A 23,754-nucleotide genomic window follows, 5' to 3' on the forward strand; every position below is an offset into this window, starting at 1 on the left:
TTTTAACTGCTAGCTGTTATGAAATAACATAGAAACAATTAATAGTCCTAAATCTACTTTGCATAGTATGGCAAACGATGGCACGGGCCAAACCCGTCGAGATATCGTGAAGATGACTGGTGCAGCAGGCGTGACTGGTATTGCCGGACTCGCTGGCTGTTTGAGCGGTGGCGGCGGCGGTGGTGGCAGTGGTAACGGAGATTACCCGGCGCTCGGCAACTATCCGGTTCAAGGGGACAAGGTGACGTTCGGTTTCAACGTTCCGCAGTCCGGTCCCTACGCTTCGGAAGGGAAAGACGAACTTCGAGGGTACAAACTCGCGGTTAAGCAGCTGAACAACGGCGGTGGCTGGGTCGATAACTGGAGTGACCTTTCGGGCAACGGCGTCCTCGACAAACAGGTCGATTACGTCACCGGTGACACGGGCACCGACTCCGACCAAGCCCGAAAGCAAGCGTCGCGGATGATTAGCCGCGACAACGTCATGATGATATCCGGCGGGTCGTCGAGCGCGGTGGCCATCGCCGTTCAAGGGCTCTGTCAGAAAGAGAAGGTGATGTTCATGGCCTGTCTGACCCACTCCAACGACACGACGGGGAAGGACTGTGAACGATACGGCTTCCGTGAGATGTTCAACGCCTACATGACGGGACAAGCACTCGCGCCCGTGGTAACCAAGGAGTACGGAAAAGACCTCAAATTCTACCAGCTATACGCCGACTACAGTTGGGGAAAAACCCAGCAGGCATCGATGAAGAAGTTCTTCGAGGAGGCGGGGTGGTCACAGGTCAAAAGCGTCGCGACGCCGTTGGGAACCAAAGATTACTCCTCGTATCTCTCGGAAGCGGCGAACTCCGGAGCCGACGCCCTGTTCCTGAATCATTACGGATTGGACGGTGCGAACTCCCTGAAAGGGGCGATTCAAGCGGGAATGAACCAGGACATGGAAATCGTGATGCCCCTTTACAACCGACCGATGGCACAGGCCGCGGGCGGCGCTATCGAGGGCATCTACGGCACCGTCGCGTGGGACTCCCAAATCGACAACGAACCCTCGAACTCGTTCACGAAGTTCTTCGGGGAGGAGTACAATGGTCGGGTTCCTTCGGGGCCAGCACAACTCGCGTACGCACAGACGCTCCAGTACGCAGCGGCAGTCGAACGGGCGGAGACGTTCTATCCCCCGGAGGTCATCAAACAGCTCGAAGGTCACGAGTACAACAACCTCGGAATGGAACAGGAGACGATGCGCAAATGCGACCACCAGGCACAGCGCGCAGTGCCGGTCGTGAAAGGGCTGCCGAAATCCGAGCAGAAGTCCGGTAAATACTTCGAAATCGTCCAGATCACCTCCCGGGACAAACTCGGATACGAATGCGGACAGGGACCGGCCGCGCAGTGCGACCTCGGGCCCTATAAATAATCGATTCGGTCAGGATACACACCAACGCTTATATTCGGTAGCGCGTGACTACTTTGATAGAGTATGACTACCATTGATGATACAAATCACAGACACATGACAGCTACGCATCGAAAGGAGGGACAGGCGTGAGTATCGTTTCGCAACTAGCGACGGTCTTGCTGAACGGTCTTCAGCAGGGAGCGATTTACGTATTGGTCGCCATCGGACTGTCAATAATTCTGGGGACGCTGAAGTTCGTTAATTTCGCTCACGGGGCGCTGTATCTACTCGGAACGTATCTCGGACTCCTCATCACACTCAACATCAATATCAGCGACGGGAAACTCGCCGAGTGGGGTTTCGGACAGGTCGGTCTCGGCTGGGGATTTCTTCCCGCACTCATCATCGTGCCGATAGTCGTCTTCGGAGTCGGCTTACTGATGGAACGATTTGTCGCCAGACCGTTCTACGACCGCCCCGATACGGATCAAATCCTTCTCACGTTCGGCCTCGCCATCGTGGTTCAAGAGACGTTCAAAATACTGTTCGGCGGTCAGAGCTACAACTTCGCACGGCCGGGATGGGCGTCCGGGCCGATCGCACTCCCGCTGGTGGGAACGATCGGAAAATGGCGGCTCTACGTCATTGTCATCACCGCCGTACTGGTCGCGTTGGTGTACCTCCTCATCGAGTACACCGACTTCGGCCTCGTCGTGCGCGCGGGAACCCGTGACGCGGAGATGGTTCGCCTGCTCGGTGTGAAAATCACGCGACCGTACCTCATGGTGTTCGGTGTCGGCGCAGCACTTGCAGGTATCGCGGGTGTCGTCGGCGGCACGCTCTACGCGGTGAACCCGAACATCGGGATGGAAGTGCTCGTCCCCTCCTTCCTCGTCGTCGTTATCGGCGGTGTGGGTAGCATTCGGGGCGCGGTCGTCGGCGGTGTTCTCATCGGACTCACTCTCTCGTCGCTGGTCGCGGTCGCGCCGCAGTGGTCGCAGGTCGGCATCTACGTACTCGCCGCTATCATCCTGCTGGCACGACCACAGGGCTTGCTCGGTAGCGAGGAGGTGGCGCCATGACCGATGAGGCGACGGACCAACCGACCGATGATGGCGGTGCGTTCATCGAATCGGGTCACGTCTCGACGTGGGAACGAATCGGCGACAGCGAGCGTTCCGTCGTCGGCCTCACGGCGCTTATCGTTGCCATCTTCCCGTGGCTGTTCGTGCGTGCACCAGTCATCAGCGACCTGTTACAGGGCTATCAGTCGTTGGCGTCGCTCATTCTCATCTGGGGTATCTTCGCACTCGGCTTCAACCTGCTCCTCGGATACACGGGGCTGTTGTCGTTCGGCCACGCCGCCTTCTGGGGCGGCGCGGCATACGCCGCCGGTATCTTCAGCGCCAGCGTCAGTGGCAGTCCGATACTCGTGGTGCTGTTCGGGACGCTGTTCGCCGTGCTGCTGGCGTGGATACTCGGATTCATCTCGCTCCGGCGTGGCGGCATCTACTTCTCCATTCTGACGTTGGCGTTCGGCCAGATGGCCTACTATCTCGCGCTTTCACCCCTGCAAGGGTTGACGAACGGAGAAAACGGGTTCACCGACGTGGCAGTAGGCAATCTCTTTGGCTTCCTCGATGCATTCGCGGCGTTCGAATCGATTCCGCTCGGAACGCCGCTTCCGCTGCTCGGCGATTGGCTCTATGTGTTCGTCGGTGCCATCACCGTTCTCTGCGTGGCAGTGGTCGTTCGTATCCTCCATTCCCCATACGGTCTAGTGTTCAAGGCAATTCGGGAGAACGAACAGCGTGCATCGTTCGTCGGGTTGAACGTCTGGCGATACAAGTTGATGGCGTTCATCCTCTCGGGTGCGTTCGCCGGTGTCGCCGGAAGCCTGTTCGTCGTTCACGGGTCGTACGTTCCCGTCGAATCGCTGTACTGGACGACCAGCGGTGAAATCGTCATCATGACCGTTCTCGGCGGCGTCGGGTCGATGGTCGGCCCGATGGTCGGTGCCGGTGTCTACCTGTACGTCGAGAACGTCATCAGCGGCAATCCCGCGATTCAGCCCTACTGGCATCTCATCCTCGGCCTCGTCTTCGTCGCCGTTATCGCGCTCTTCCCCGAAGGAATCTGGGGAATCGTCGGACGAGTGCGTGATAAACTCTCGACGCCGTCACCAGATTCCAAGCAGGGAGGTGGTAACTGATGGCGCTTCTGGAGATTAACGGTCTCACCAAGGAGTTCGGCGGACTCGTCGCTGTAGACGACGTTGACCTCGACATCCACGAAGACGAGCGCGTCAGCGTTATCGGTCCGAACGGGGCCGGGAAGTCCACGCTCATCAACCTCATAACGCGGATGCTCGACCCGACCGAAGGCGACATTCGGTTCAAAGGGGAGTCGATTACCGGCCTCGAACCGCACGATGTCGTCCAGTCGGGAATCAGCAAATCGTTCCAGACCGCGTCCATCTTCCCCGACTTGACCGTCGAGGAGAACGCCCGTATCGCCGCCTTCGCCGCCGAACACGGCTCGTTCCGGTTCAACTTCCTCAAGCACCAGCGCGACTATCCGGAAGTCGATACGCTGACCCGCGAGACGCTGGATTCGGTCGGTCTGCTCGGCCAGCGAGGTGTCCCCGCAGCAGACCTCCCATACGGTGACAAGCGTCGTCTCGAACTCGGTATCGCGCTGGCGAGCGAACCCGACTTGCTGTTGATGGACGAACCAACGGCGGGGATGTCGCCCGAAGAAACGCACGCGACGGTTGACCTCATCGAGCACGTCAAAGAGGAACTCGGCCTCACGATTCTGCTCGTGGAACACGACATGGAAATCGTGTTTAACGTCTCCGACCGCATCGTCGTGCTGAATCGCGGGCGCGTCATCACCGCGGGGACACCCGAAGAGGTGCAGGGCCATCCGGAGGTTCAGGAGGCGTATCTCGGAGGTGTCGAGCTATGAGTCTGCTCAGCCTCGAAGACGTGGACGCCTACTACGGCGAGAGTCACATCCTTCGAGACGTGACGATGCGCGTCGAGGAAGGCGAGGTGTGTGCCCTCCTCGGTCGAAACGGTGCGGGGAAGACGACGACGCTCAGGAGCATTGCAGGCGCACGACCGCCGGATGTGCGCCACGGATCGATTCGATTCAAGGACGAGGATATTACCGTCATGGAACCGGAGGACATCTCCACGCGGGGAATCTCGCTCGTTCCCGAAGAACGTCGCGTGTTCCCCAACCTCACCGTCGAGGAAAACCTCCACCTCGCGGAGGTCGTTCACAACAAGTCGAACACGGTCGGACGCTCGATACCGCAGGTCGAACACGTCGGCATGACGACGGAAGACGTGTACGAAGAGTTTGAGCGCCTCCGGGAGCGACAGACGCAGAAAGCCGGAACGCTGTCGGGCGGCGAACAGCAGATGCTCGCCATCGCGAGAGCGTTGAAACAGAACACGGACCTGCTGATGCTGGACGAACCGTACGAGGGACTGGCTCCGCAGATAATCGCCAATGTCGAGGATGCCATCCGTCGAATCAGCGAGACCGGAACGACCATTCTGCTGGTCGAACAGAACGCAGCGGCCGCCATCAAACTCGCTGACCGGTGTTACGTTGTCGATCAAGGTGGCATAGTCTTCGACGGAACGGCGGACGAACTCCGTGACGACGAAGAGACGAGGGAGCGATACCTTGGCGTCTGAGTCCACCGACCCGGATGTGCTGTTCGACGCCCTCCTCGAGGAGGGCGTCGTCACCGAAAACGGCACCGTCTCGCTCACGGACGATTTCGAGCATCGCTGGTCGATATATCTCGACACCTACGCGAGCATCACGCCGGAGGCGTTCGAGGAGAGTGTCGCCGAAACGTTCGAAATATCTCACGAAGAAGCCCGTCACAGCGAGGTAACTCGTGCGGGATTCAGCTACTACCTCGCGCTGCGTGCGCAGTTGGAGGGCGAGTACACCGGCACGGAACTCGGGCAGATGTCCGAGATGGTCGCGAGAATCGGCCCCTCGTCGCCGGTTCCCGACGAAATAACGACCCTCTCCGACGAGACGTATATCGACTTTCTCACGGCGAATCCCGACTGCATCGTTTCCGTTTGGAAACGGGATTGTGAACCGTGCGAGGCGATTGCCGCCACCCTCGAAGAAATTCGGGCGGGAATCCCCGACGGAGTGGCGTTCGCGGGCATCGACGGGGACGATGTCGTCGCCTTCCGGCGCGAGTTCGAGGTGACGGCGGCCCCGTCGTTCCTCTGTTTCCGTGACGGCGAGTGCCGGGAAATGGTGTCGGGAACTGCCGAAACCGAAAGGCTCGTCGAGTCGCTTCGGGCGGTGTACGCCTGAGATAGTCACTGCCCGCCTTCTCCAACGCTCCTGACCCCATCGTTCCGCTGTTTTTTGGACGACGAGGCGCTACTGTTGTCCCTCGCCCGCGACGAGTACGGGTCGTTTCGCCGTCAGAATGACCGATTGCGCAACGCTCCCGAACAGAGCCTTCCCGGCCGGCGAGCGTTTGCGCCCGCCGACACAGATGCAATCGACGTCGCGCTCTTCAGCGATATCGAGGATGGTATCCGCCGGGCTTCCGCTCGTCTCGACGACATCTGTTTCGATACCGACATCTTCCAGGGCTTCCTGCGCTCGCCGAACGCCCGCAACCTGCATGGCGGACGCGCCGCTGGGGTTGTCCGTAAACGAGTGTAAAAGCGTGACTTGAACCGCCGTCGCCGACTCGGGAAGGTCGATAACCGCGGTTGTCTGTGCCAGTGCGCGCGATTCGGTTTCGTCTACTGCAACCAAGACGTGGTACATGGTGACACATCGAACGGATGTGGCTTAGCCCTTCGGGTGAGCGTCGTCGTATCGCTCCGAGACGAACACGACGAGGGAGAGCAGGACCCCCAGGAAAAGTCCGATAGTGACCATCCCAAAAATCGCCAGCCCGATGGGTGTCGGTTGGAGTTCGACGACGCCGAGCAGTTTGACCGCCGTCAAATCGTCCGGGCCGAACAGTCCGAGCAGGGCGCCGACGAACCCCGCAAACGAAACGATGAGGGCGTACAGGCCGACGACGAGCCACCGTCCTTTGAATCGAGAGGGCACGAACGAACCTTGCGACAGGGCAAGGATTAGCCTTTTCATCCACTCGTCCCTAGTCCGAGTATGTCCGAAAAAGAACTGCTGTTGCTCGTCCTCGGTGGGATTGCCGTACTCATGTTTGCGATGGGGATTATCCTCGCGACGACGTGAACAGACGGCGTTCGATATTCCGCCGACTGAGGGTATGAAAAACGAACGAAAAATAGAGTGCTGACTACTGCTCTTCTTCTGTTTCGAGAATCCGTGCGATTCTCGACTTACGTCGGACTATTCGTCCGACGAGGTTCGCGAACCGTCGGCTTGCTCACCGCCGTCCGTAAGCGCCGTTTCCTGTTTCTTCTCGAACCAGGTCCATTCCTTCGAGAGCATATTGTCTTCGCCGAGTTTCCACGGGTCAGCAGGAGCGTGTGGTCCTTCGAGCCACGACTGGACGATGTTCCAGACGAAGATCAGCTGACCGATTCCCATGATGAACGCTCCGGCCGTGGCGACCTGATGCCACGTCGCGAACTGCGGGAGGTAGGTCGCATATCGGCGCGGCATGCCGCCGTAGCCGAGGAACAGCATGGCGAAGAACGTGACGTTCGTTCCGATCATCGTGAGCCAGAAGTGCATGTGCGCGAGCGTCTTCTGGTACATTCGACCAGTGTAGATGGGGAACCAGTAGTAGATACCGGCGAAGCCTGCGACGGCGATGGCTCCCATCACGATGTAGTGGAAGTGGCCGACGACGTAGTAGGTGTCGTGGAGCACGAGGTCAACCGGGATGGCTGCCAGGAACACACCGGTGACGCCGCCGATGATGAAGTTGGAGACGAAGCCAATACAGAACAGCATCGGCGCAGTCATGCGGAGCCGACCGTTCCACATCGTCGTGATCCAGTTGAACACCTTCACGGCGCTCGGTATCGCGATTGCCATCGACACCGCCATGAAACTCGCTCGGAGGCGCGGGTCGATACCCGTCGCGAACATGTGGTGTGCCCAGACGCCGAACGAAAGCACACCGATTGCGAGCGTCGAGTAGACGATGAACTTGAACCCGAACAGTTTCCGGCCCGAGAACCGCGGGAGGATGAGACTGACCAGTCCCATCGGCGGGAGGACGAGGATGTACACCTCGGGGTGGCCGAAGAACCAGAACAGGTGTTGCCACAGCAGCGGTCCGCCACCCTCCGCGGCGAAGAACGTCGTGCCGAAGTTGCGGTCGAACAGGAGCATCAGCAGTGCGCTCCCGAGGAGCGGGAACGCGAACAGAATGAGTCCCGACTGCGTGAGCATCGTCCACGAGAAGATGTCGAGGTCAGGCCATCCGACATCGTCGCCACGTTCGGTGAAGATGGTGGCAATGAAGTTGATTGCCCCCATCGTCGCACTGACCCCGGAGAGGTGCAGGCCGAGGAGCATGAAGTCCATCCCGGGGTTCAGTATCTCCGGGTTGGACGACAGCCCGCGCTCCGCGGAAATCGGCGTGTACATCGTCCAGCTTGACTGAGCGGGTTCGACGTTGAACCCGAGCATCGCGAGCGGGAAGCCGAGCCAGATGAGCATGGCCGCAGGTGGCAGGAGCCAAAATGCGATGGCGTTGATACGCGGGAACGCCATGTCGTCCGCACCGATGAGGAGCGGGATGAAGTAGTTCGCGAACGCCGCGATGATGGGCGTCCCGAACAGGAACAGCATCGTGATGCCGTGGGTGGTCAACAGACCGTTGTAGAGGTTCCCGCTCATGAAGTCGAGTTCCGCCCCGGCGAGTTCCGCGCGCATGAGAAGCACGGCAATGCCACCCCACGCGAACGCAATGATACCATACGTACCGTATAGGAGGCCGATATCCTTGTGGTCAACCGTCGTTAACCAGCGAATGATTCCGGCAGGTTTCTCTTCGTGGGCCTGCCCGGTCGGTTCTGCATACCCATAGCCTCCCCCAGTGAGAGGCGTGTAAGACCGCCAGTCCTCGATTCGAGCGAGGAACGTGGCGACCGCCAGCAAAAACACACCCATAACTACGGTGAGTGCTATCTGCCCTGTAGCTGCCATGCGATAAGGTGAGGACTGCGGGGTAAAGAAAGGTTAGGTTACGACTTCGCGCTAGATTTCTCGCGCCGCGAGATACGTTAGCAATGCCAGCCCAATGAAGGGGACAACGACGAGGCCCAAACTGATGAGGCCGACGAGGGAACTGCCGCTACTCCACGGGCTGAAGGCGAGGAAAAGGACGAAGAAAAATGCCATTATCCCGAGTGGGACGACGTTGACCGTGATGTCGAGGAGCGTTTCCCGGTCGAAGACGCGTTCTGCCATAGTAGGAGAAGGTAACGAAGGGGGTACCAAATAGGTTAATGGTTCGTGGTAGGAAGAATGGTTCCCGAACGATTGCCAATTAGACCGGTTCCGGTTGCCAGAGTGATCCTGCGATACCGCCGAAGAGGAGGATAGCGCCACCGACCAGGATAGCAGTCCCCCGAAGTTTGACCGACCCGGTCGTAAATGCCCAGATGACGCCCCCGACCACGAAGGCCACGCCCGCCGACACAACGAGTCCTTTCCACGGGTTGTGGATGTATTCCGACTCGCGAAGGATGCCAACGCAGCTGCCGACGAACATCAACATCCCACCGACGGCGACGGGAAAGAGATACTCGGCCATCACGATTCCGACTTCGAACAGGGCTAACCCGAACGCGACGAACAGCGGCCACGGACTGGATTTTCGATACTGGTCGGAGAGCCCCGGTTGTTCGTCCATAATCGAGCTTGGGGCTTCAGCGGTTTCATCGTTCCGTCTTCGACTAGCGCGTTCAGAAGTGGTTTTCTAGACAAAATGATTGCTTCTGATGGGACACTGGGGGAAAGGGCGAAACAGCTGTGACCACAACTGCTAGATGACCACAACTGCTAGACACACGCCACGCCCGCGGAAGACGGACTGTCTTCCGCAGCCGCAGGAGTTCGAAGTTTTCCTCCGCGCCCTCATTTGTCATGCTTCTTCCAGTCGCTCGCTCTTTGTTCGCCCGTTCCCACCAGGCCGCTGGAGGCCGGACGCTCCCAGCGCGCCCGGCCAATCCCAATTCGACCGGCCGTTTTCCGGAACCGTGACTCCCGATATGTGGTGGAAGACCAATCGGCTGCTCGCGGAGTGCAAGCGCAAAACCCCGTGCTCACCGAACTGCTTCTAGTCGCTACCGACGGCATCGACCTGCTCGCCGGGGGAAGGTTCGGCACTGTACAACATCGCGAACACGACGGACGAAACGACGATGAACGCCGCCGCCGCCCAGAACGCGACGAGGACGGTCGTGGCGTCCCAAATTACGCCGATGAACACCGGGCCGCCGACCTGCCCGACTTTCCACGCGATTGAACGGAGGGAGAGGCTGGACGCGACGGCGTCGAACTGCTCGCCCTCGCCGACGAACAGGGCCATGCTCGCCGGGAGTCGAAGGCTGTCGCCGATTCCGAGCACCGCATAGGCCGCAAAGAGGACGAAAAAGGCACCTGGGAGCGCCATCTCCTCGCCGAAGGCGTTGACGGTCATATCCGGAATGAAGATGTATGCGAACCCGGCCAGTGGGATGAGTGCGGTTCCTAATGCATAAACCAACGCGCCCGCGAGGATGAACCGGTGGATGTTTTCCACCCGGTCCGTCCAATAGCCGACCTTTCCCTGGGTAATGGATTTGGTCAGCTTTCCGCCCGCCATGATGCCGCCAACGACGAACGGGTTGATGCCGAACTCCGTGACGGCGTAGATGGGAAGGAAGGTGATGACCGCCATCTTCCCGACGCTGAACGAGAGGCGGAAGAAGACGAGGGCTTTGATGGCTGACCGTCCGAGAAGAATCTCGATGGTCTCGCGACCGCTAGATTCCTCGGGATCTTTTCTCCCGCCGGGGTTGTCCCGGAGGAACAGGAGGACCGAGATGAACGCCAGAATGGTCACGACGCTCAGCGCGATGTAGGTCTCACGGAATCCGTACACGTACAGCAGGAGCCCGCCGAAGATGTCACCGATGAGGCTCGATAGCGCACCGACCTGATTGTACGTCCCTATCCACAGTCCACGCGAGCTCTCCTCGCTGATTTCACCGACGACGGTCATTCCGGTCAGCCAGAGGATGCTCGCGGCAGTTCCCTGCAGGACACGGACCAAAATGACCTGTGTGACGTTTTCGACGAACATGAAGCCGACAAAGACGACCACGTTGAGCAGGAGCCCGAACAGCAGGATTCGCTTCGAATTTCGCGTGTCGATGTACCGACCCAGCGGGAGGACGATGAACAGTTGGACGATTGCGAACGCCGTGCCGAACAGCCCCTCGACGGTGCTCGTCGTCTGGAACATATCGGCATACAACGCCAGCGCGATGAGGATGGTCGAGTACGCCTGACTCCGCGCAAACGCGGTACTCGCCAGTGCAATGAACTCGCGGTTTTTGAAGAGGCGGAGTGAACTACCGCCACTCGTCTCACTCGACACTGTTACGAACCGAAACAGGTGAGCGAGCTATAAGAATCCCCGTTTTTAGTCCGTGAATTGCCGAAAGATAGGTGACAAGTTGTGACCGTTTAGTCGTCTTCGAGCGCGTCGGCGATGCGCTGAAGCTGTCGCGTCGCGTCGCGGACTTCGTCTCGGAGCTGTCGAACCTCACGCGTGAGTTCTTCGTTTCCGGCGGATTCGCCACCTCGACCGCCCGGGCCACCGCCCATACCGCCAGGGCCGCCACCCATCATGCCGCCCATCATCTGCGCGAACGGGTTGCCACCGCCGCCGCCGCCCATACCACCGGGACCGCCACCGCCGAGGGCTTCTTTCAGGCGCTCTTCACGGTCTTCGTCGCCCTCTTCTGCGCGTTTTTCTCGGATTTCTTCGACTCGTTCTCGAAACGATTTCTCTTCGCCGTCGTTTCCGTTTTCGTCTTCGTTGGCTTCCTCGTCTGCCATACCCGACCGTTCTTCCGCACGACCGAAAAGGGTTGTGTCCCATGCTGGCACGAGTTGACCGACGGTTCCCGTGAATACTCGAAGCGAGCGACTGAACGCGGGCAGAAACGGCGGCTCGAACGTTGGCTTATACACTTAAAGCGGTCGTTACCGGCAAATCGGTTCCGACGAAACAACCACATCCGACTTCGTAGTTCGGAACACTCCGGTAGGACTGTCGTTGTCCCGCAATCGCCTCACGTTACGAGGGCTGAACGATGGAAACGGTTGACAGGGTTAAAATTCGACGGTGACGATTCTGGAAAGGACTTCAATGGCTCGCGGGTCCCTCGGTTCAGTGCTGGTCAGCCTGGGCGAGCGCCGCAACCGATATGTGTTGTACTCGCTCGCCAGACATGCCGAAACTGCGCCGATGGGGGTGGAAGTTCTCGCCGGGGAGGTTGCCGGATGGGAGAACGATATGTCACCCGAATCAGTTCCCGATGAAGCGTTCGAAGCGGTACTGGACGACCTTTCTCGAAACTGTTTGCCCGCCCTCTCCTATCGCGGGTTGGTCGAGTACGACCCGCTCAGTGGACTGGTCGGACGACCACGATACTCGTTTCTAGCGAATCAGTTTGTATCTTTTCTGACTCGAATCGAACTCGGGCCGTTTCTGTAACCCTTAAACGCACGCAAGGACTTTCAGTATGTATGACCGAAGAGCCTGCTCAGACAGCAGCGGATGAGCAAGTCGAAGACGGGGGCGAGGAAACGCCGGACGAGACAAGGCCAGACGAGAAAACACCAGCGGACGACGTGCTCGGCCCGCAAGGGACGACCCTTGTCGAAGAGGTTGCGGCTGTTGATGAGACGCTCGCTACCGACGTGGAAGAACACCTCGTCGCTATCCAATCGGAGCGTCAAGAGTTGGAGGCCGAAGTGGACGACCTACGAACGCGACTGAAGCGGAAACAGGCCGACTTCCAGAACTACAAAAAGCGTGCGAAAAAGCGACAGGAACAACTCGAAAAGCGCGCGACCGAGGATGTCATCGACCGTCTCATCGACGTGCGTGACAACCTGAAACGCGCCGTCGAGGAGGAACACGAGAATGTCGAGAGTCTCCGCAGTGGTGTCGAACTCACGCTAAAGGAACTCGACCGCGTGTTCGAGGATGAAAACGTTGCCGAAATCGACCCCAACCCCGGCGCGGACGTTGACCCCCAGCGCCACGAAGTGATGCTCCGCGTCGAGAGCGACCATCCCGAAGACACCATCGCTGACGTGTATCAACCGGGATACGAGATGGCCGATAAAGTCTTGCAGGCCGCACAAGTCACTGTCAGTGACGGAAGTGGGGAGAACGAGGAGAGCGATTAGGAACGTATCGAGTAGTACAGAAACCATCTGATTGCGGTCAATATATATACCCCTCCTTTCCGTGTGTCGGTTTTTACAGAAATCGCATGCAGGCATCCGATTGAGCTCGTTCCCCGATTCGTCCCGTGTAGCAAGGTTTAAAGGAGCGAAAGCGCAAGATATCGTCAAATGACGAGTAACAAGATTCTCGGTATCGACCTCGGTACCACGAACAGCGCGTTCGCGGTCATGGAAGGTGGCGACCCCGAAATCATCGTCAACGGGGAAGGCGACCGAACCACGCCGTCGGTCGTCGCGTTTTCCGACGACGGTGAGCGTCTCGTCGGGAAACCGGCGAAAAACCAGGCCGTCCAGAATCCCGAGAAGACGATTCAGTCCATCAAGCGGCACATGGGCGACGAGGATTACACCGTCGAAATCGACGACGAGGAGTACACGCCGGAACAGGTTTCGGCGATGATTCTCCAGAAGATCAAACGCGACGCCGAGGAGTATCTCGGTGACGACGTGCAGAAGGCCGTCATCACGGTTCCTGCGTACTTCAACGACAAGCAGCGACAGGCGACGAAGAACGCCGGCGAAATCGCTGGCTTCGACGTGGAACGTATCGTCAACGAACCGACCGCCGCATCGATGGCCTACGGACTGGACGACGAGTCCGACCAGACCGTTCTCGTCTACGACCTCGGTGGCGGAACGTTCGACGTTTCCATCCTCGATCTCGGCGGCGGCGTCTACGAAGTGGTTGCCACGAACGGTGACAACGACCTCGGTGGCGACGACTGGGACCACGACATCATCGATTACCTCGCGGACGAGTTCGAGTCGAACCACGGTATCGACCTTCGCGACGACCGACAGGCGCTCCAGCGACTCAAAGACGCCGCGGAAGAGGCGAAAATCGAACTCTCCTCGCGAAAGGAGACGGACATCAACCTCCCGTTCATCACGGCGACGGACGACGGTCCGGTTCACTTGGAGAACAGCCTCACCCGCGCGAAGTTCGAATCCCTGACGAGCGACCTCATCGAGCGCACGGTCGAGCCGACCGAGCAGGCGCTTTCGGACGCAGGCTACGACAAGGGCGACATCGACGAAGTCATCCTCGTCGGCGGTTCGACCCGCATGCCGCAGGTCACGGAACAGGTCGAAGAGCTGACCGGACAGGAGCCAAAAAAGAACGTCAATCCCGACGAAGCCGTCGCGCTCGGCGCGGCGATTCAGGGTGGCGTCCTCTCCGGCGACGTGGACGACATCGTGCTGCTCGACGTGACGCCGCTCTCGCTCGGTATCGAAGTGAAGGGGGGCCTGTTCGAGCGACTCATCGACAAGAACACGACCATCCCGACCGAAGAATCGAAGATCTTCACGACCGCCGCGGCCAACCAGACCTCGGTGCAGGTCCGCGTCTTCCAAGGTGAGCGCGAGATGGCCGCCGACAACGAGCTGCTCGGCGAGTTCCACCTCGCAGGCATCCCGCCAGCACCCGCCGGAACGCCGCAGATCGAAGTCGCATTCAACATCGACGAAAACGGCATCGTCAACGTCTCCGCCGAAGACCACGGTTCGGGCAACAGCGAGGAAATCACCATCGAAGGTGGCGCTGGGCTCTCGGACGAGGAGGTCGAACGGATGCAGGAAGAGGCAGAACAGCACGCCGAAGAGGACAAGGAGCGACGAGAACTCATCGAAGCGCGCAACGCCGCCGAAGGCTCGATTCAGCGCGCGGAAACGCTCCTCGAGGAGAATGAGGAGAACATCGAAGAGGATCTCGAAGCCGACATCCGAGATGCAATCGAGGATGTGCAGGAAGCGCTCGAAGACGAGGATTCGACGAAAGACGACCTCGAATCCGCGACTGAAGACCTGAGCAAGGTGCTCCAAGAGATCGGGAAACAGATGTACCAGCAACAGGAGCAAGCCCAGCAGGCCGGTGCCGCAGGCCCCGGCGGAATGGGTGGCGGTGCTGGTCCCGGCGGCATGGGCGGCGGTTCAGGTGCGGGCGCGGGTCCTGACGGCCAGGACGCGGACGAATACGTCGATGCCGACTTCGAAGACGTAGACGACGACGAATAGACGGGCGATTCAAGTATTTCCCTACTTTAGAGAGGATAACTGATGAGTGAGGACTTCTACGACGTGCTCGGTGTGAGTCGGGACGCCGACGAGAGCGATATCAAGAGCGCATACCGAAAGAAAGCGGCCGAGTACCACCCAGACGTGAGCGACGACCCGGACGCAGAAGAGAAGTTCAAGCAGGTCAAAAAGGCGAAGGAAGTGCTTTCGGACGACGAGAAGCGTCGCGCCTACGACCAGATGGGTCACGACCGGTTCGAACAGGCCGAAAAACGCGGCGGTTTCGACGGCAATGGTGCCGGCGCTGGCGACGGGAACCCGTTCGGCGGCGGCGGTGGCATGGGCGGTATGGGCGACATCTTTGAGCAGTTTTTCGGCGGCGGTGGGGGCCGAAATCCGAACCGTCCGCGACAGGGGTCGAACCTGCGAACAGGACTGGAAATCGACCTCGAAGAGGCCTTCGAAGGGGCGAAAAAGCAGGTGTCGGTTCGCCGACCAGAGCACTGTGAGGCCTGCGATGGAGAGGGCCATCCCAAGGGAGCAGACGTACAGACCTGCCCGGAATGCCAGGGTCAAGGACAGGTCACACAGGTACAGCAGACGCCGTTTGGTCGCGTCCAGCAGTCGCGCACCTGTGGCCGCTGTAACGGCGAGGGCGAACTGTACGAGGAGACGTGTGCCGACTGTGGCGGTGACGGCGTTGTCCACCGACAGGCGAAACTGAACGTCGATATTCCGGCCGGTATCGCGGACGGCCAGACGCTCCAGATGGAAGGTGAGGGCGCGCCGGGGGAGAACGGCGGGCCGAACGGCGACCTGCTTATCGAGATTCGAGTGCGCGAGCATCCGGACTTCGAGCGGGAGGGGGCCGACCTCTTCTATCGCAAGCCGATTTCGTTCCCGCAGGCCGTCTTCGGCGACGAAATCGAAATCACGACGCTCGACGGTTCCGTTGAGATGGACGTGCCGGACGGCACGCAGAGCGGCGAGACGTTCCGCCTGCGGGAGAAGGGTATGCCCCATCTCCGGCGGCGAGGTAACGGTGACCTCTACGTGAAGGTGCAGGTGGTCACGCCCGAGTCGCTGAACGACGAACAGAAAGAGGCATTGGAAGCGTTCGCGGAAGCTGGCGGCGAGAACGTGAACGTTGGCAAGGGCTTTTTCGAACGCATCAAAAACAGCTTCTAATCGCTCTCTTTCCATCTAATCTTAGCCGAATAAGCTAAGCATATGCACGACCAGAGATAGGTAACACACGACGAATGTCTCACGTTGAGTTCTCCCGCAGACGGTTTATTCAGACGGTGGTCGGAGCGAGCGCGTTGGTTGGCGTCGCGCAAGGGCAAGCAGCGACGTTCGAACTGGGCGGCCAGCTGTCGGGGTGGGTCGGCCGCTCTCCCGAACCGATTGCCGACAAGACGAATCCGACTATTCAGATGGTGGCCGGGAGAAAGTACGTCATCGCATGGGAGAACGCGGATGGAAACCCGCACAACATCGCCATCGCGGACGGGCAGGGCAACGTGATGGAGGAAACCGAAGTCGTGAGTACGAAGGGGCAGGTTCAGACGCTCGAATTCACCGCGAAACCGGCGATGGCGACCTACTTCTCCCAAGTCGATGAGGAGACGATGCGTGGGAAAATCGTCGTGAAGCAGCCGACGACCACGGCGACCACGACGATGAACGGAACCAACAATACGACCGCCACGACCACACCCACGACAACCTCGACGATTGCGACGACCACGACGCCGATTCGAACGACCACGACGTCGATGAACCCGACGAATACAACGACCACGGATACGACGACCGACGGCGACAGTCTGCCGGGATTCGGGTTCCTTGCCGCACTCGGCAGTATCGCGGGACTGGGCTACCTGCTCCGGCGAAACGACTAAACGAGAAAAGCGCACGACGACCGACAGAGGAGGGCGCGGTTGGCAGGTTGACCAACCGCCGGAAATCGACAATCCACACTCCCACAATTGTTCCTCGAATTCTCACTGACAGCAGAAGTCAGCGAGTTACACAACCGTCAGAATCGGAATTCACATACCCGCTCGACTGCCAGCACACTCTCCGCGAGTGAGGAGTGTAACGACGAACGAGTGGGCCGACGAGCGACCACCGGGAACGAGGAGTGCTTTTGGTTCAGCTTTTACAGGGAGACGGGCAGAGCCAACGCGATTCGCGCTGGCCCTGCCGCTCGACCGTGGTAAAAGCTGGTTCTACATCGGAAGGACGGTGATTCCGACTGCGATGATGACTCCGCTTCCGAGTAGGACGAGCACGCAGTAGCCCATGATGTCACGGACCGAGAGACCGCTGATTGCGAGGAGCGGGATGGCCCAGAAGGGTTGAATCATGTTCGTCCACGCGTCGCCCCACGCGGCAGCCATGGCGACGCGGGGAACGCTGGTGCCGCTGGTTTGTGCGGCCGTCACGAGCGTTTCGCCGACGACTGCCCACTCGCCGCCGCCGCTGGGGACGAAGAAGTTGACGACGCCCGCGGTGAGAAACGCCACCGCTGGGAGCGTTCCATCGGGTGACACTTGCACCATTCCCTGTGCGATTTGCGTGGCGAGGCTGGTCGAACCCTCGGGTGCGTAGCCCATGATTCCCATGATACCGGCGTAGAACGGGAACTGGAGGATGATTCCCCAGACGTTCTCGACCGCTTCCTTCATCGCACCGATGTAGGCGGCGGGCGTGCCGTGGAGAACCAACCCAAGGAAAAGGAACGTGAAATTGACGATGTTCAGATTGAGGTTGTTCCACGGCATCGTCCCGTCCGCGATACCACGCCAGAAGTAGCCGAGAACGGCCAGCAATCCACCGAGACCGATGATCCATGCGACGAAAGCCGAATGTTCGATTCGGTCTGCGAACGTCGTCTGGGTGGTGGCAACCATTTTCCCTCCGGATTCCGTCTCGCCTCCGTCGGCCGCAGTTTCGAGTTTTGCGGGGTCTATCGTTCGCTTTTTCTCGTCACTTTCGGGGTACATCAAGACGAACAGAATCGGAAGGAAAACGAGGCCGACCACGACGAACAGGACGAGGTTCGCCGTCGTGAAAATCGTCTGGCTGGTCCCGATCGTCTCGTTGAGAACGCCGCTCGCGATGAGGAAGTTCCCGTCTCCTTCAGTCGAGTTCAGATTCAGCGGAATCGACGCCGCCAGGCCGCCGTGCCAGACGATGAATCCGGAGTACGCGCCAGCAACGATGATGGGAAAGTCGATGGTTCGAATCTCCTCGGCCACCTTTCGGGCGAAGATTCCCCCGACGACCAGGCCGAGTCCCCAGTGAACGAACGACGCGAGTGCGGCAACGATGGGAACGAACGCGACAGCACTCCGTTCGCTGGACGGAATGGCCGCCGCACGGGTCAGTAACCCGTCCACGAAGTCAGTCTTCGCGAGTCCGTAGCCGGTCATCAGGATGAGCGTCATCTGCATCGCGAAGGTGAGCAGTCCCCAGAATCCGCCGTACCATCCAGTGACGAGGATGTTCTCAGCGTGTTTGAGAGACCCGGCCTGTGGGTCAACTGTGAAAAATGCTAGCCCGTACGCGACGAGCGTGAGGATGATTGCGAACAGAAATGCGTCCGGAAGGTAGCGCTCGACGATTCGAGAACTTCCTTCCGCCATTTTTCGAATTACGTTTGCCATGGCTTCGACAGAGTGTGTCTAGCAATGAAATATAAACGTTGCCAGATGGCTCAGTGATGAACCCTTCGTCCGGATTCCGGTTCGCGTCCGAGCAGGAGATAGTGGACAACGGTTCCCCACGCGAGTATCGCTCGTCTGAGAACGGCGAACTGGAACATCCAAAGAAAAAATCCGACGGCGAAATAAACCGGCAACATCCATCCGACGAGCGCCAACTTTTCGATTCCGAGCCAAATGAGCGCGGTACCCGTCCCGACGATAATCGGTGCGACGACGGCGACAGTGGTGACGACGAATACGAGATGTGCGAAGAACTGTTTGGCGTAACGCCGCAGTTTCGATGAGAGCGATTCGAGAAATGAGGACATTCAATCGGCCAATTCGTGGCGGCCAGCATATTTGTTTGTGAGTGCCCCTCACAAAATAGTTAGACAATTTTAATAAGTGTGGCGACCAAACGAACCGTCGGACTTTTGCGCGCAACGGAACGAGATTCGGCATGAACGCACTCGGCGATCTCGTCGCTCGCGAGCGACGGAGCGACGACCCGGCGCTGGCAGTTCCCGATTCAGGGAGGTACGACTACCATCGCCTCTGTACGACTGCCTGGAAGACGGGGAACTTCCTTCGCCATCTCGGTATTCGAGAAGGTGTCACGGTCGGCATCGTCACGTCGGCCTCCGCCCAACCCATCCTCGGCTTCCTCGGTGCAACCCTCCTCGGATCTGCCGTCAGATTCGACCCGCTAAGAGAAATCGATGCTCGGGCACTGCTCGCGCCAACCGAGGCTGTAAGTGACTACGAACTGCCGCCGGGCGGCCAACGTGTCGCGTACGGTACACCACCGACTGACCCCAACGTTTCGCACTTCGAAACCGACGTGTGGAGCGAAAATCCAACGTTCCCCGAAACCCCCATCTCACCGGAAACGGTCGCACTGACCGGAAAAACGGACGTATCCCACGGGGAACTACTCGCCGCAGGCGAACGGGTATCGGAACGATGGGAACTCGACCCCGGCGACTCCGTCGTCGTTCGTGCACCGCTCTCCGACCCGCGAGCGGTCGCTGCCGGAATCGTCGCACCTCTCGCTGCCGGTGCCGAAATCGTCCTCGACACGGCCAAGACCGGTACGTTCTCCGTCCGCGATACCGACGACTCGCCGGAAGACTCGGATATCGCGCTGGACGACGTTCGTCTGTGAGTTTCGGGAACCACATCGGTTAGGTTCCCGCCCCGTGAATCCTCCGTCATGCCGACCAACACGCTTCCGGACATCGGACTCGGGACAATGGGAATCGATGAGCCCCAGCGAATCGCCAGCGCCATCGAGATGGGCTATCGACACCTCGACACCGCACAGATTTACGACAACGAAGAAGTCGTCAGGCGAGGAATCGAACTCGCCGACGTGCCGCGAGAAGACCTCTTCGTCGCCACAAAAGTTTGGGCGGATAGCCTCGCACCCGACGACGTGCTCGTGAGCACGGAAACCAGCCTCGACAAACTCGGCTTGGAATCCGTCGATCTGCTCTACGTTCACCGACCGATCGACGCCTACGACCCCAATGAGACGCTTCCGGCCTTCGACGCACTGCACGAGCAGGGACGAATTCGGCACGTCGGCGTGAGCAACTTCACACCCTCGGAACTCGACACCGCGCGCGACGTTCTCGACGCACCTATTTTCGCCCATCAGGTCGAGATGCACCCCCTATTTCGGCAGGCCGAACTCCTCTCCCACGCTCGTCGTCACGATACGAACCTCGTTGCGTACTCGCCAATCGCACAAGGTGAAGTGTTCAACCTGCCGGAACTGACTGACCTCGCCGGGAAACACGACGCGACGGAATCACAAATTGCCCTTGCGTGGCTCGTGGAGCAAGGCGCGGTTCCGATTCCGCGCTCGAACAGCGACGACCACCTCCGCCAGAATTTGGCCGCGGCCGACATCGAACTCTCGTCGGAGGATATGGCGCAAATCGACGGCATCGACCGCGAAAAGAAACTGTTCGAATAAGGAAAGAGCGTGCGATTCAGCCGCCGACGACGGCTGAATCGTCTCCGTTCGGTTTTCGGCTTTCGACGCTCTGACCTTCGACTTTCCTACTTCGCCTTTTCGAGTTTGTCGAGCGAATCCGGGTTTTCGATACTGCTCATATCGCCCAAATCCTCGCCCGTGTAACTGGCTTCGATGGCCCGGCGGATGATTTTGCCCGACTGGGTTTTCGGGAACTCGTCCACGAACAGGATTTCGCGGGGGCGGAACGGTTTGCCGAGTTCGTCGCCGACCTGTTCGCGCAGTTCCGCACGAAGGTCGTCGCTGACCGTTACGTTCGGTTCGAGGATGACGTATGTGACGACGGCCTGTCCGGTTGTGTCGTCCGGCACGCCGACTGCGGCGGCCTGATTTACCCCCTCGTGATCCATGAGCGCGCCTTCGACTTCGGCGGGGCCGACTTTCCGGCCAGCCACGTTGATGGCGTCGTCGGAGCGTCCGTGGAGGAACCAGAAGCCGTCCTCGTCCTTCTGCGCCCAGTCGCCGTGATTCCACATGTCCTCGAAGGTAGACCAATACGTGTTCAGATAGCGTTCGTCGCCCGACCAGAGCGATTTGGTCATGCTCGGACAGGAATCACGTGCAACGAGGTAGCCGCGTTCGTGGGAGTCCATGATGGATTCGCCCTGCGTGTTCACGATGTCGATGTCCATACCGAGTCCCGGCCCGCCGAGAGTACAGGGTTTGAGCGACTGAATCGGCATCGGCATGAGGAAACAGCCACAGATTTCGGTGCCGCCAGAGATGTTGATGATTGGTGCTTCGCCGCCGCCGACGTTTTCGTAGAACCACTGCCACGATTCGGGGTCCCACGGTTCGCCCGTCGAACCGAGCAGGCGAAGCGACGAAAGGTCGTGGTCGTCGAGCCATTCGTCGCCGTACTGCCGGAGCGCTCGAATCGCGGTCGGGGAGATACCGAACGTCGTCAGACCGTGACGGTCTATCATCTCCCAGAACCTGTCCGGTTCCGGGTAGTCCGGCGCGCCTTCGTACATGAAGACGGTGCCGCCGAAGGCGTGGTTTCCGATGAGCGTCCACGGGCCCATCATCCAGCCGATGTCGGAGACCCAGAAAAAGCGATCCGAATCCTTGTGGTCGAAGCCGAAGTAAATCTCCTTCGCACACTGCAGCAACTGCCCGGCGTGCGTGTGGACGATACCTTTCGGTTTCCCCGTCGTCCCCGAGGAGTACAACAGCATGGACTCGTCGCTGGCATCCAGTTCCTTCGTCTCGTACTCGTCGTCCTGTGTCAGAACTGCCTCGTCCCAGCGTTCATCGCGTTCGTCGTTCCACGGAATATCCGCGTCCGACCCCAACCGTTCGTAGACGATAGTGTGTTCGACGTGGCCGACCGCTTCTATCGCCTCGTCGGCCGTGTCTTTCAGGACGATGTCGCTTCCACGGCGGTAGAAGCCGTCGCCGGTGAACAGCACCGAACATTCGGAATCTTCGATGCGCGTTGCGGTCGCATCGGTGCCGAATCCGGAGAAGATGGGCACCGCAACGGCGCCGACCTTGAAAATACCGTACAGAATCGAATTGACTTCCGGAACCATCGGCATGTAGAGACCGACAGTGTCGCCCGTCCCGATACCGCGCTCTTCCAGCGCGTTAGCTACTTTGTTCGACTCGCGGTGGAGTTCGTGGTACGTAATCTCCCGAACGTCACCCGGTTCGCCTTCCCAGATGCAGGCCACTTTGTTCCGGTTCGGACTGTCGGTTCGCGCGTGACGGTCGAGCGTGTTATGTGCGATATTGATTTTCCCGCCGGGGTACCAGTCGGAAAACTGTGGCCCGTCGGTGTCGTCTCGAACCGTGTCGTAGTCCTCGTAGAACTCGATACCGAGATAGTCGACCAGTTCATCCCAGAACCAATCGACCTCTCCACAGGTTCTCTCGATGAGTTCGTCGTAGTCCGCGATGTCGTGTTCCTGCATGAACTGCCAGACGTTCGTGGACTCCACGAATTCCTCGGAGGGTTCGTGGACGATTTCGTTTACGTCCGCAAGCGTATCCATATGCCAACGATTGACCACCCGCCTCAAAATAGTTTACTTCGTCCCGCTACGGGAGTTCGGTGCCCTTCACTTCGTCGAGCCGTTCGACCACGTGTTGGAGATCCGCGGACTCTTCGATTTCATCTCGGATTCGCTCTCGCGACCGAACGTCGCTCGAATCGGCGTCGTACGCGCGGACGTACTCCGCGCGCGAGTGCTCTTCGAAGGCGTGGCGGATGGCGAAATAGCCGTCCGGTACGACCGTCCCGCACACCTTGCACTCCCTGCGCTCGTGCTCCGTCGTCTGGTGGACGATGGCGTTCTCGACGCTGTCGAACCGTTCGCCACAGCCGTCGATGTCACATTCCCAGGCGGGCATTCTTGTGTTGACTCTGTAATCCCGATGATAAAACCTTTTCCTGCTTGTCAGCCGACGATACTCCGGACATCCGAAAGCGCCTCAATGCAGATTTCAGCCCGTGAATCCACCGATTCCGACAGCAAAACCCCGGTAAATCCTGCTCGTTGGGCCGGAAGGACATCGCGTTCGAGGTCGTCCGCGACGAAAACGAACTCGTCTCCTGACAGTTCATCTCTCGCAATCTCGAAAATCCCTTGTTCGGGTTTGCCGACGCCGACCGCACAGGACACGACGGTCGCATCGAAATACGAGTCGAGATCGTGTCGTTCCAGTTTCGCCCGTTGGACGTGTTCTGCACCGTTCGTCAGTATACCGAGGACATGGTCGTTTGCGAGCGACGCGAGCAGTTCGTGCACACCGTCGGTGACTTCGGTGTGTTCCAATTCGGTTTCGATGAGCGCGGCGGCGAACGTTTCACCGTCGATATCGATATCGAACTCGTCACAAAGGTCGTCCAACGCGGCCCGGTACGGTTTCGAATGACAATTCCCGAAATAGTCGAGGAAACTCGACACATAAGTGTTATGGAGCCCATCGTAATCGGGGACGTTCACTTCTCGTCGCGCACGCTCGAACATCGTTTCGAACGAAATCGTGTGATGGGCCACCGTCCCGTCGAGGTCGAAGTACAGAGCGGTCATCAGGATGAAATTTCGCCCAATGCTACTTCTAGCTCCTGAAACCAGAACCACTATCGT

General features: G+C 59.3%; 26 protein-coding genes. 13 read left to right on the forward strand and 13 right to left on the reverse strand.

The window, feature by feature from the left end; all coding sequences use genetic code 11:
• The first annotated feature begins 67 nt into the window (after nt 1–67).
• The 6 genes from ACN2TU_RS03240 to ACN2TU_RS03265 all read left to right on the forward strand — a co-directional run bounded on the left by ACN2TU_RS03240 (nt 68) and on the right by ACN2TU_RS03265 (nt 5,767).
• Complete coding sequence (locus ACN2TU_RS03240; protein ID WP_435152913.1) at nt 68–1,423, forward strand: substrate-binding protein; 1,356 nt, start codon at nt 68–70, stop codon at nt 1,421–1,423.
• Nucleotides 1,424–1,551: 128 nt separating this feature from the next.
• On the forward strand, nt 1,552–2,487 hold the full coding sequence (locus tag ACN2TU_RS03245; RefSeq protein WP_435152915.1) for a branched-chain amino acid ABC transporter permease: 936 nt from the start codon (nt 1,552–1,554) through the stop codon (nt 2,485–2,487).
• Entirely contained in the window at nt 2,484–3,617 is a 1,134-nt protein-coding gene (locus ACN2TU_RS03250) for a branched-chain amino acid ABC transporter permease (RefSeq protein ID WP_435152917.1), read from the forward strand. Before ACN2TU_RS03245 ends, ACN2TU_RS03250 begins: the two co-directional genes overlap by 4 nt.
• Complete coding sequence (locus tag ACN2TU_RS03255; RefSeq protein WP_435152919.1) at nt 3,617–4,375, forward strand: ABC transporter ATP-binding protein; 759 nt, start codon at nt 3,617–3,619, stop codon at nt 4,373–4,375. Before ACN2TU_RS03250 ends, ACN2TU_RS03255 begins: the two co-directional genes overlap by 1 nt.
• Entirely contained in the window at nt 4,372–5,118 is a 747-nt protein-coding gene (locus tag ACN2TU_RS03260; RefSeq protein WP_435152921.1) for an ABC transporter ATP-binding protein, read from the forward strand. Before ACN2TU_RS03255 ends, ACN2TU_RS03260 begins: the two co-directional genes overlap by 4 nt.
• Entirely contained in the window at nt 5,108–5,767 is a 660-nt protein-coding gene (locus ACN2TU_RS03265) for a thioredoxin family protein (RefSeq protein WP_435152923.1), read from the forward strand. Before ACN2TU_RS03260 ends, ACN2TU_RS03265 begins: the two co-directional genes overlap by 11 nt.
• A 69-nt stretch (nt 5,768–5,836) precedes the next feature.
• Here ACN2TU_RS03265 and ACN2TU_RS03270 read toward each other — a convergent pair whose 3' ends face one another.
• From ACN2TU_RS03270 to ACN2TU_RS03305, 8 genes are all read right to left on the reverse strand, one after another.
• A complete protein-coding gene (locus ACN2TU_RS03270) occupies nt 5,837–6,235 on the reverse strand; it encodes a universal stress protein (protein WP_435152924.1) in 399 nt (132 codons plus the stop codon).
• A gap of 24 nt (nt 6,236–6,259) precedes the next feature.
• A complete protein-coding gene (locus ACN2TU_RS03275) occupies nt 6,260–6,526 on the reverse strand; it encodes a DUF7520 family protein (protein WP_435152926.1) in 267 nt (88 codons plus the stop codon).
• Nucleotides 6,527–6,790: 264 nt separating this feature from the next.
• Complete coding sequence (gene ctaD, locus ACN2TU_RS03280; protein WP_435152928.1) at nt 6,791–8,563, reverse strand: cytochrome c oxidase subunit I; 1,773 nt, start codon at nt 8,561–8,563, stop codon at nt 6,791–6,793.
• Between the two features lie 51 nt (nt 8,564–8,614).
• Nucleotides 8,615–8,827, reverse strand: coding sequence for a DUF6684 family protein (locus tag ACN2TU_RS03285; protein ID WP_435152930.1), 213 nt, complete (start codon nt 8,825–8,827; stop codon nt 8,615–8,617).
• Between the two features lie 79 nt (nt 8,828–8,906).
• Nucleotides 8,907–9,272 carry a DUF7541 family protein gene (locus tag ACN2TU_RS03290; RefSeq protein WP_435152931.1) on the reverse strand — a complete coding sequence of 122 codons (366 nt, stop codon included), beginning with the start codon at nt 9,270–9,272 and terminating at the stop codon, nt 8,907–8,909.
• Between the two features lie 231 nt (nt 9,273–9,503).
• Complete coding sequence (locus tag ACN2TU_RS03295) at nt 9,504–9,647, reverse strand: hypothetical protein (RefSeq protein WP_435152932.1); 144 nt, start codon at nt 9,645–9,647, stop codon at nt 9,504–9,506.
• Nucleotides 9,648–9,698: 51 nt separating this feature from the next.
• The gene (locus ACN2TU_RS03300) at nt 9,699–11,003 is read right to left on the reverse strand and encodes an MFS transporter (RefSeq protein WP_435152934.1); all 1,305 of its coding nucleotides are present in this window, start codon (nt 11,001–11,003) and stop codon (nt 9,699–9,701) included.
• A gap of 89 nt (nt 11,004–11,092) precedes the next feature.
• Nucleotides 11,093–11,467, reverse strand: coding sequence for a hypothetical protein (locus ACN2TU_RS03305; RefSeq protein WP_435152936.1), 375 nt, complete (start codon nt 11,465–11,467; stop codon nt 11,093–11,095).
• A gap of 313 nt (nt 11,468–11,780) precedes the next feature.
• Here ACN2TU_RS03305 and ACN2TU_RS03310 point away from each other — a divergent pair, with 313 nt between their 5' ends.
• The 5 genes from ACN2TU_RS03310 to ACN2TU_RS03330 all read left to right on the forward strand — a co-directional run bounded on the left by ACN2TU_RS03310 (nt 11,781) and on the right by ACN2TU_RS03330 (nt 16,809).
• Entirely contained in the window at nt 11,781–12,128 is a 348-nt protein-coding gene (locus ACN2TU_RS03310) for a DUF7344 domain-containing protein (RefSeq protein WP_435152938.1), read from the forward strand.
• Nucleotides 12,129–12,160: 32 nt separating this feature from the next.
• Nucleotides 12,161–12,829: a nucleotide exchange factor GrpE gene (locus ACN2TU_RS03315; protein WP_435152940.1), complete on the forward strand. Its 669-nt coding sequence runs from the start codon at nt 12,161–12,163 to the stop codon at nt 12,827–12,829.
• Between the two features lie 168 nt (nt 12,830–12,997).
• Complete coding sequence (gene dnaK / locus ACN2TU_RS03320; RefSeq protein WP_435152942.1) at nt 12,998–14,905, forward strand: molecular chaperone DnaK; 1,908 nt, start codon at nt 12,998–13,000, stop codon at nt 14,903–14,905.
• 42 nt (nt 14,906–14,947) lie between these two features.
• Nucleotides 14,948–16,093, forward strand: coding sequence for a molecular chaperone DnaJ (gene dnaJ / locus ACN2TU_RS03325; RefSeq protein ID WP_435152943.1), 1,146 nt, complete (start codon nt 14,948–14,950; stop codon nt 16,091–16,093).
• Between the two features lie 74 nt (nt 16,094–16,167).
• A complete protein-coding gene (locus ACN2TU_RS03330) occupies nt 16,168–16,809 on the forward strand; it encodes a cupredoxin domain-containing protein (protein ID WP_435152945.1) in 642 nt (213 codons plus the stop codon).
• A gap of 330 nt (nt 16,810–17,139) precedes the next feature.
• Here ACN2TU_RS03330 and ACN2TU_RS03335 read toward each other — a convergent pair whose 3' ends face one another.
• Complete coding sequence (locus tag ACN2TU_RS03335; protein WP_435152947.1) at nt 17,140–18,579, reverse strand: short-chain fatty acid transporter; 1,440 nt, start codon at nt 18,577–18,579, stop codon at nt 17,140–17,142.
• Between the two features lie 50 nt (nt 18,580–18,629).
• Nucleotides 18,630–18,947 (reverse strand): hypothetical protein, encoded by a 318-nt coding sequence (locus ACN2TU_RS03340; RefSeq protein ID WP_435152949.1) that lies wholly within the window; start codon nt 18,945–18,947, stop codon nt 18,630–18,632.
• Nucleotides 18,948–19,078: 131 nt separating this feature from the next.
• On the opposite strand from ACN2TU_RS03340, the gene ACN2TU_RS03345 reads away from it, so the two are divergent.
• Together ACN2TU_RS03345 and ACN2TU_RS03350 are read left to right on the forward strand one after the other, a co-directional pair.
• The gene (locus ACN2TU_RS03345) at nt 19,079–19,783 is read left to right on the forward strand and encodes a hypothetical protein (protein WP_435152951.1); all 705 of its coding nucleotides are present in this window, start codon (nt 19,079–19,081) and stop codon (nt 19,781–19,783) included.
• Between the two features lie 48 nt (nt 19,784–19,831).
• Entirely contained in the window at nt 19,832–20,599 is a 768-nt protein-coding gene (locus tag ACN2TU_RS03350) for an aldo/keto reductase (protein ID WP_435152953.1), read from the forward strand.
• Nucleotides 20,600–20,685: 86 nt separating this feature from the next.
• Here ACN2TU_RS03350 and ACN2TU_RS03355 read toward each other — a convergent pair whose 3' ends face one another.
• The 3 genes from ACN2TU_RS03355 to ACN2TU_RS03365 are packed head-to-tail and all read right to left on the reverse strand — an operon-like array spanning nt 20,686 to nt 23,697.
• Entirely contained in the window at nt 20,686–22,656 is a 1,971-nt protein-coding gene (locus tag ACN2TU_RS03355; RefSeq protein ID WP_435152955.1) for an AMP-binding protein, read from the reverse strand.
• Nucleotides 22,657–22,702: 46 nt separating this feature from the next.
• Complete coding sequence (locus tag ACN2TU_RS03360; RefSeq protein WP_435152957.1) at nt 22,703–23,014, reverse strand: DUF7565 family protein; 312 nt, start codon at nt 23,012–23,014, stop codon at nt 22,703–22,705.
• Between the two features lie 47 nt (nt 23,015–23,061).
• Nucleotides 23,062–23,697: an HAD family hydrolase gene (locus ACN2TU_RS03365; RefSeq protein ID WP_435152959.1), complete on the reverse strand. Its 636-nt coding sequence runs from the start codon at nt 23,695–23,697 to the stop codon at nt 23,062–23,064.
• Between the last annotated feature and the right edge of the window lie 57 nt (nt 23,698–23,754).

This window comes from Haladaptatus marinus (assembly GCF_051194195.1).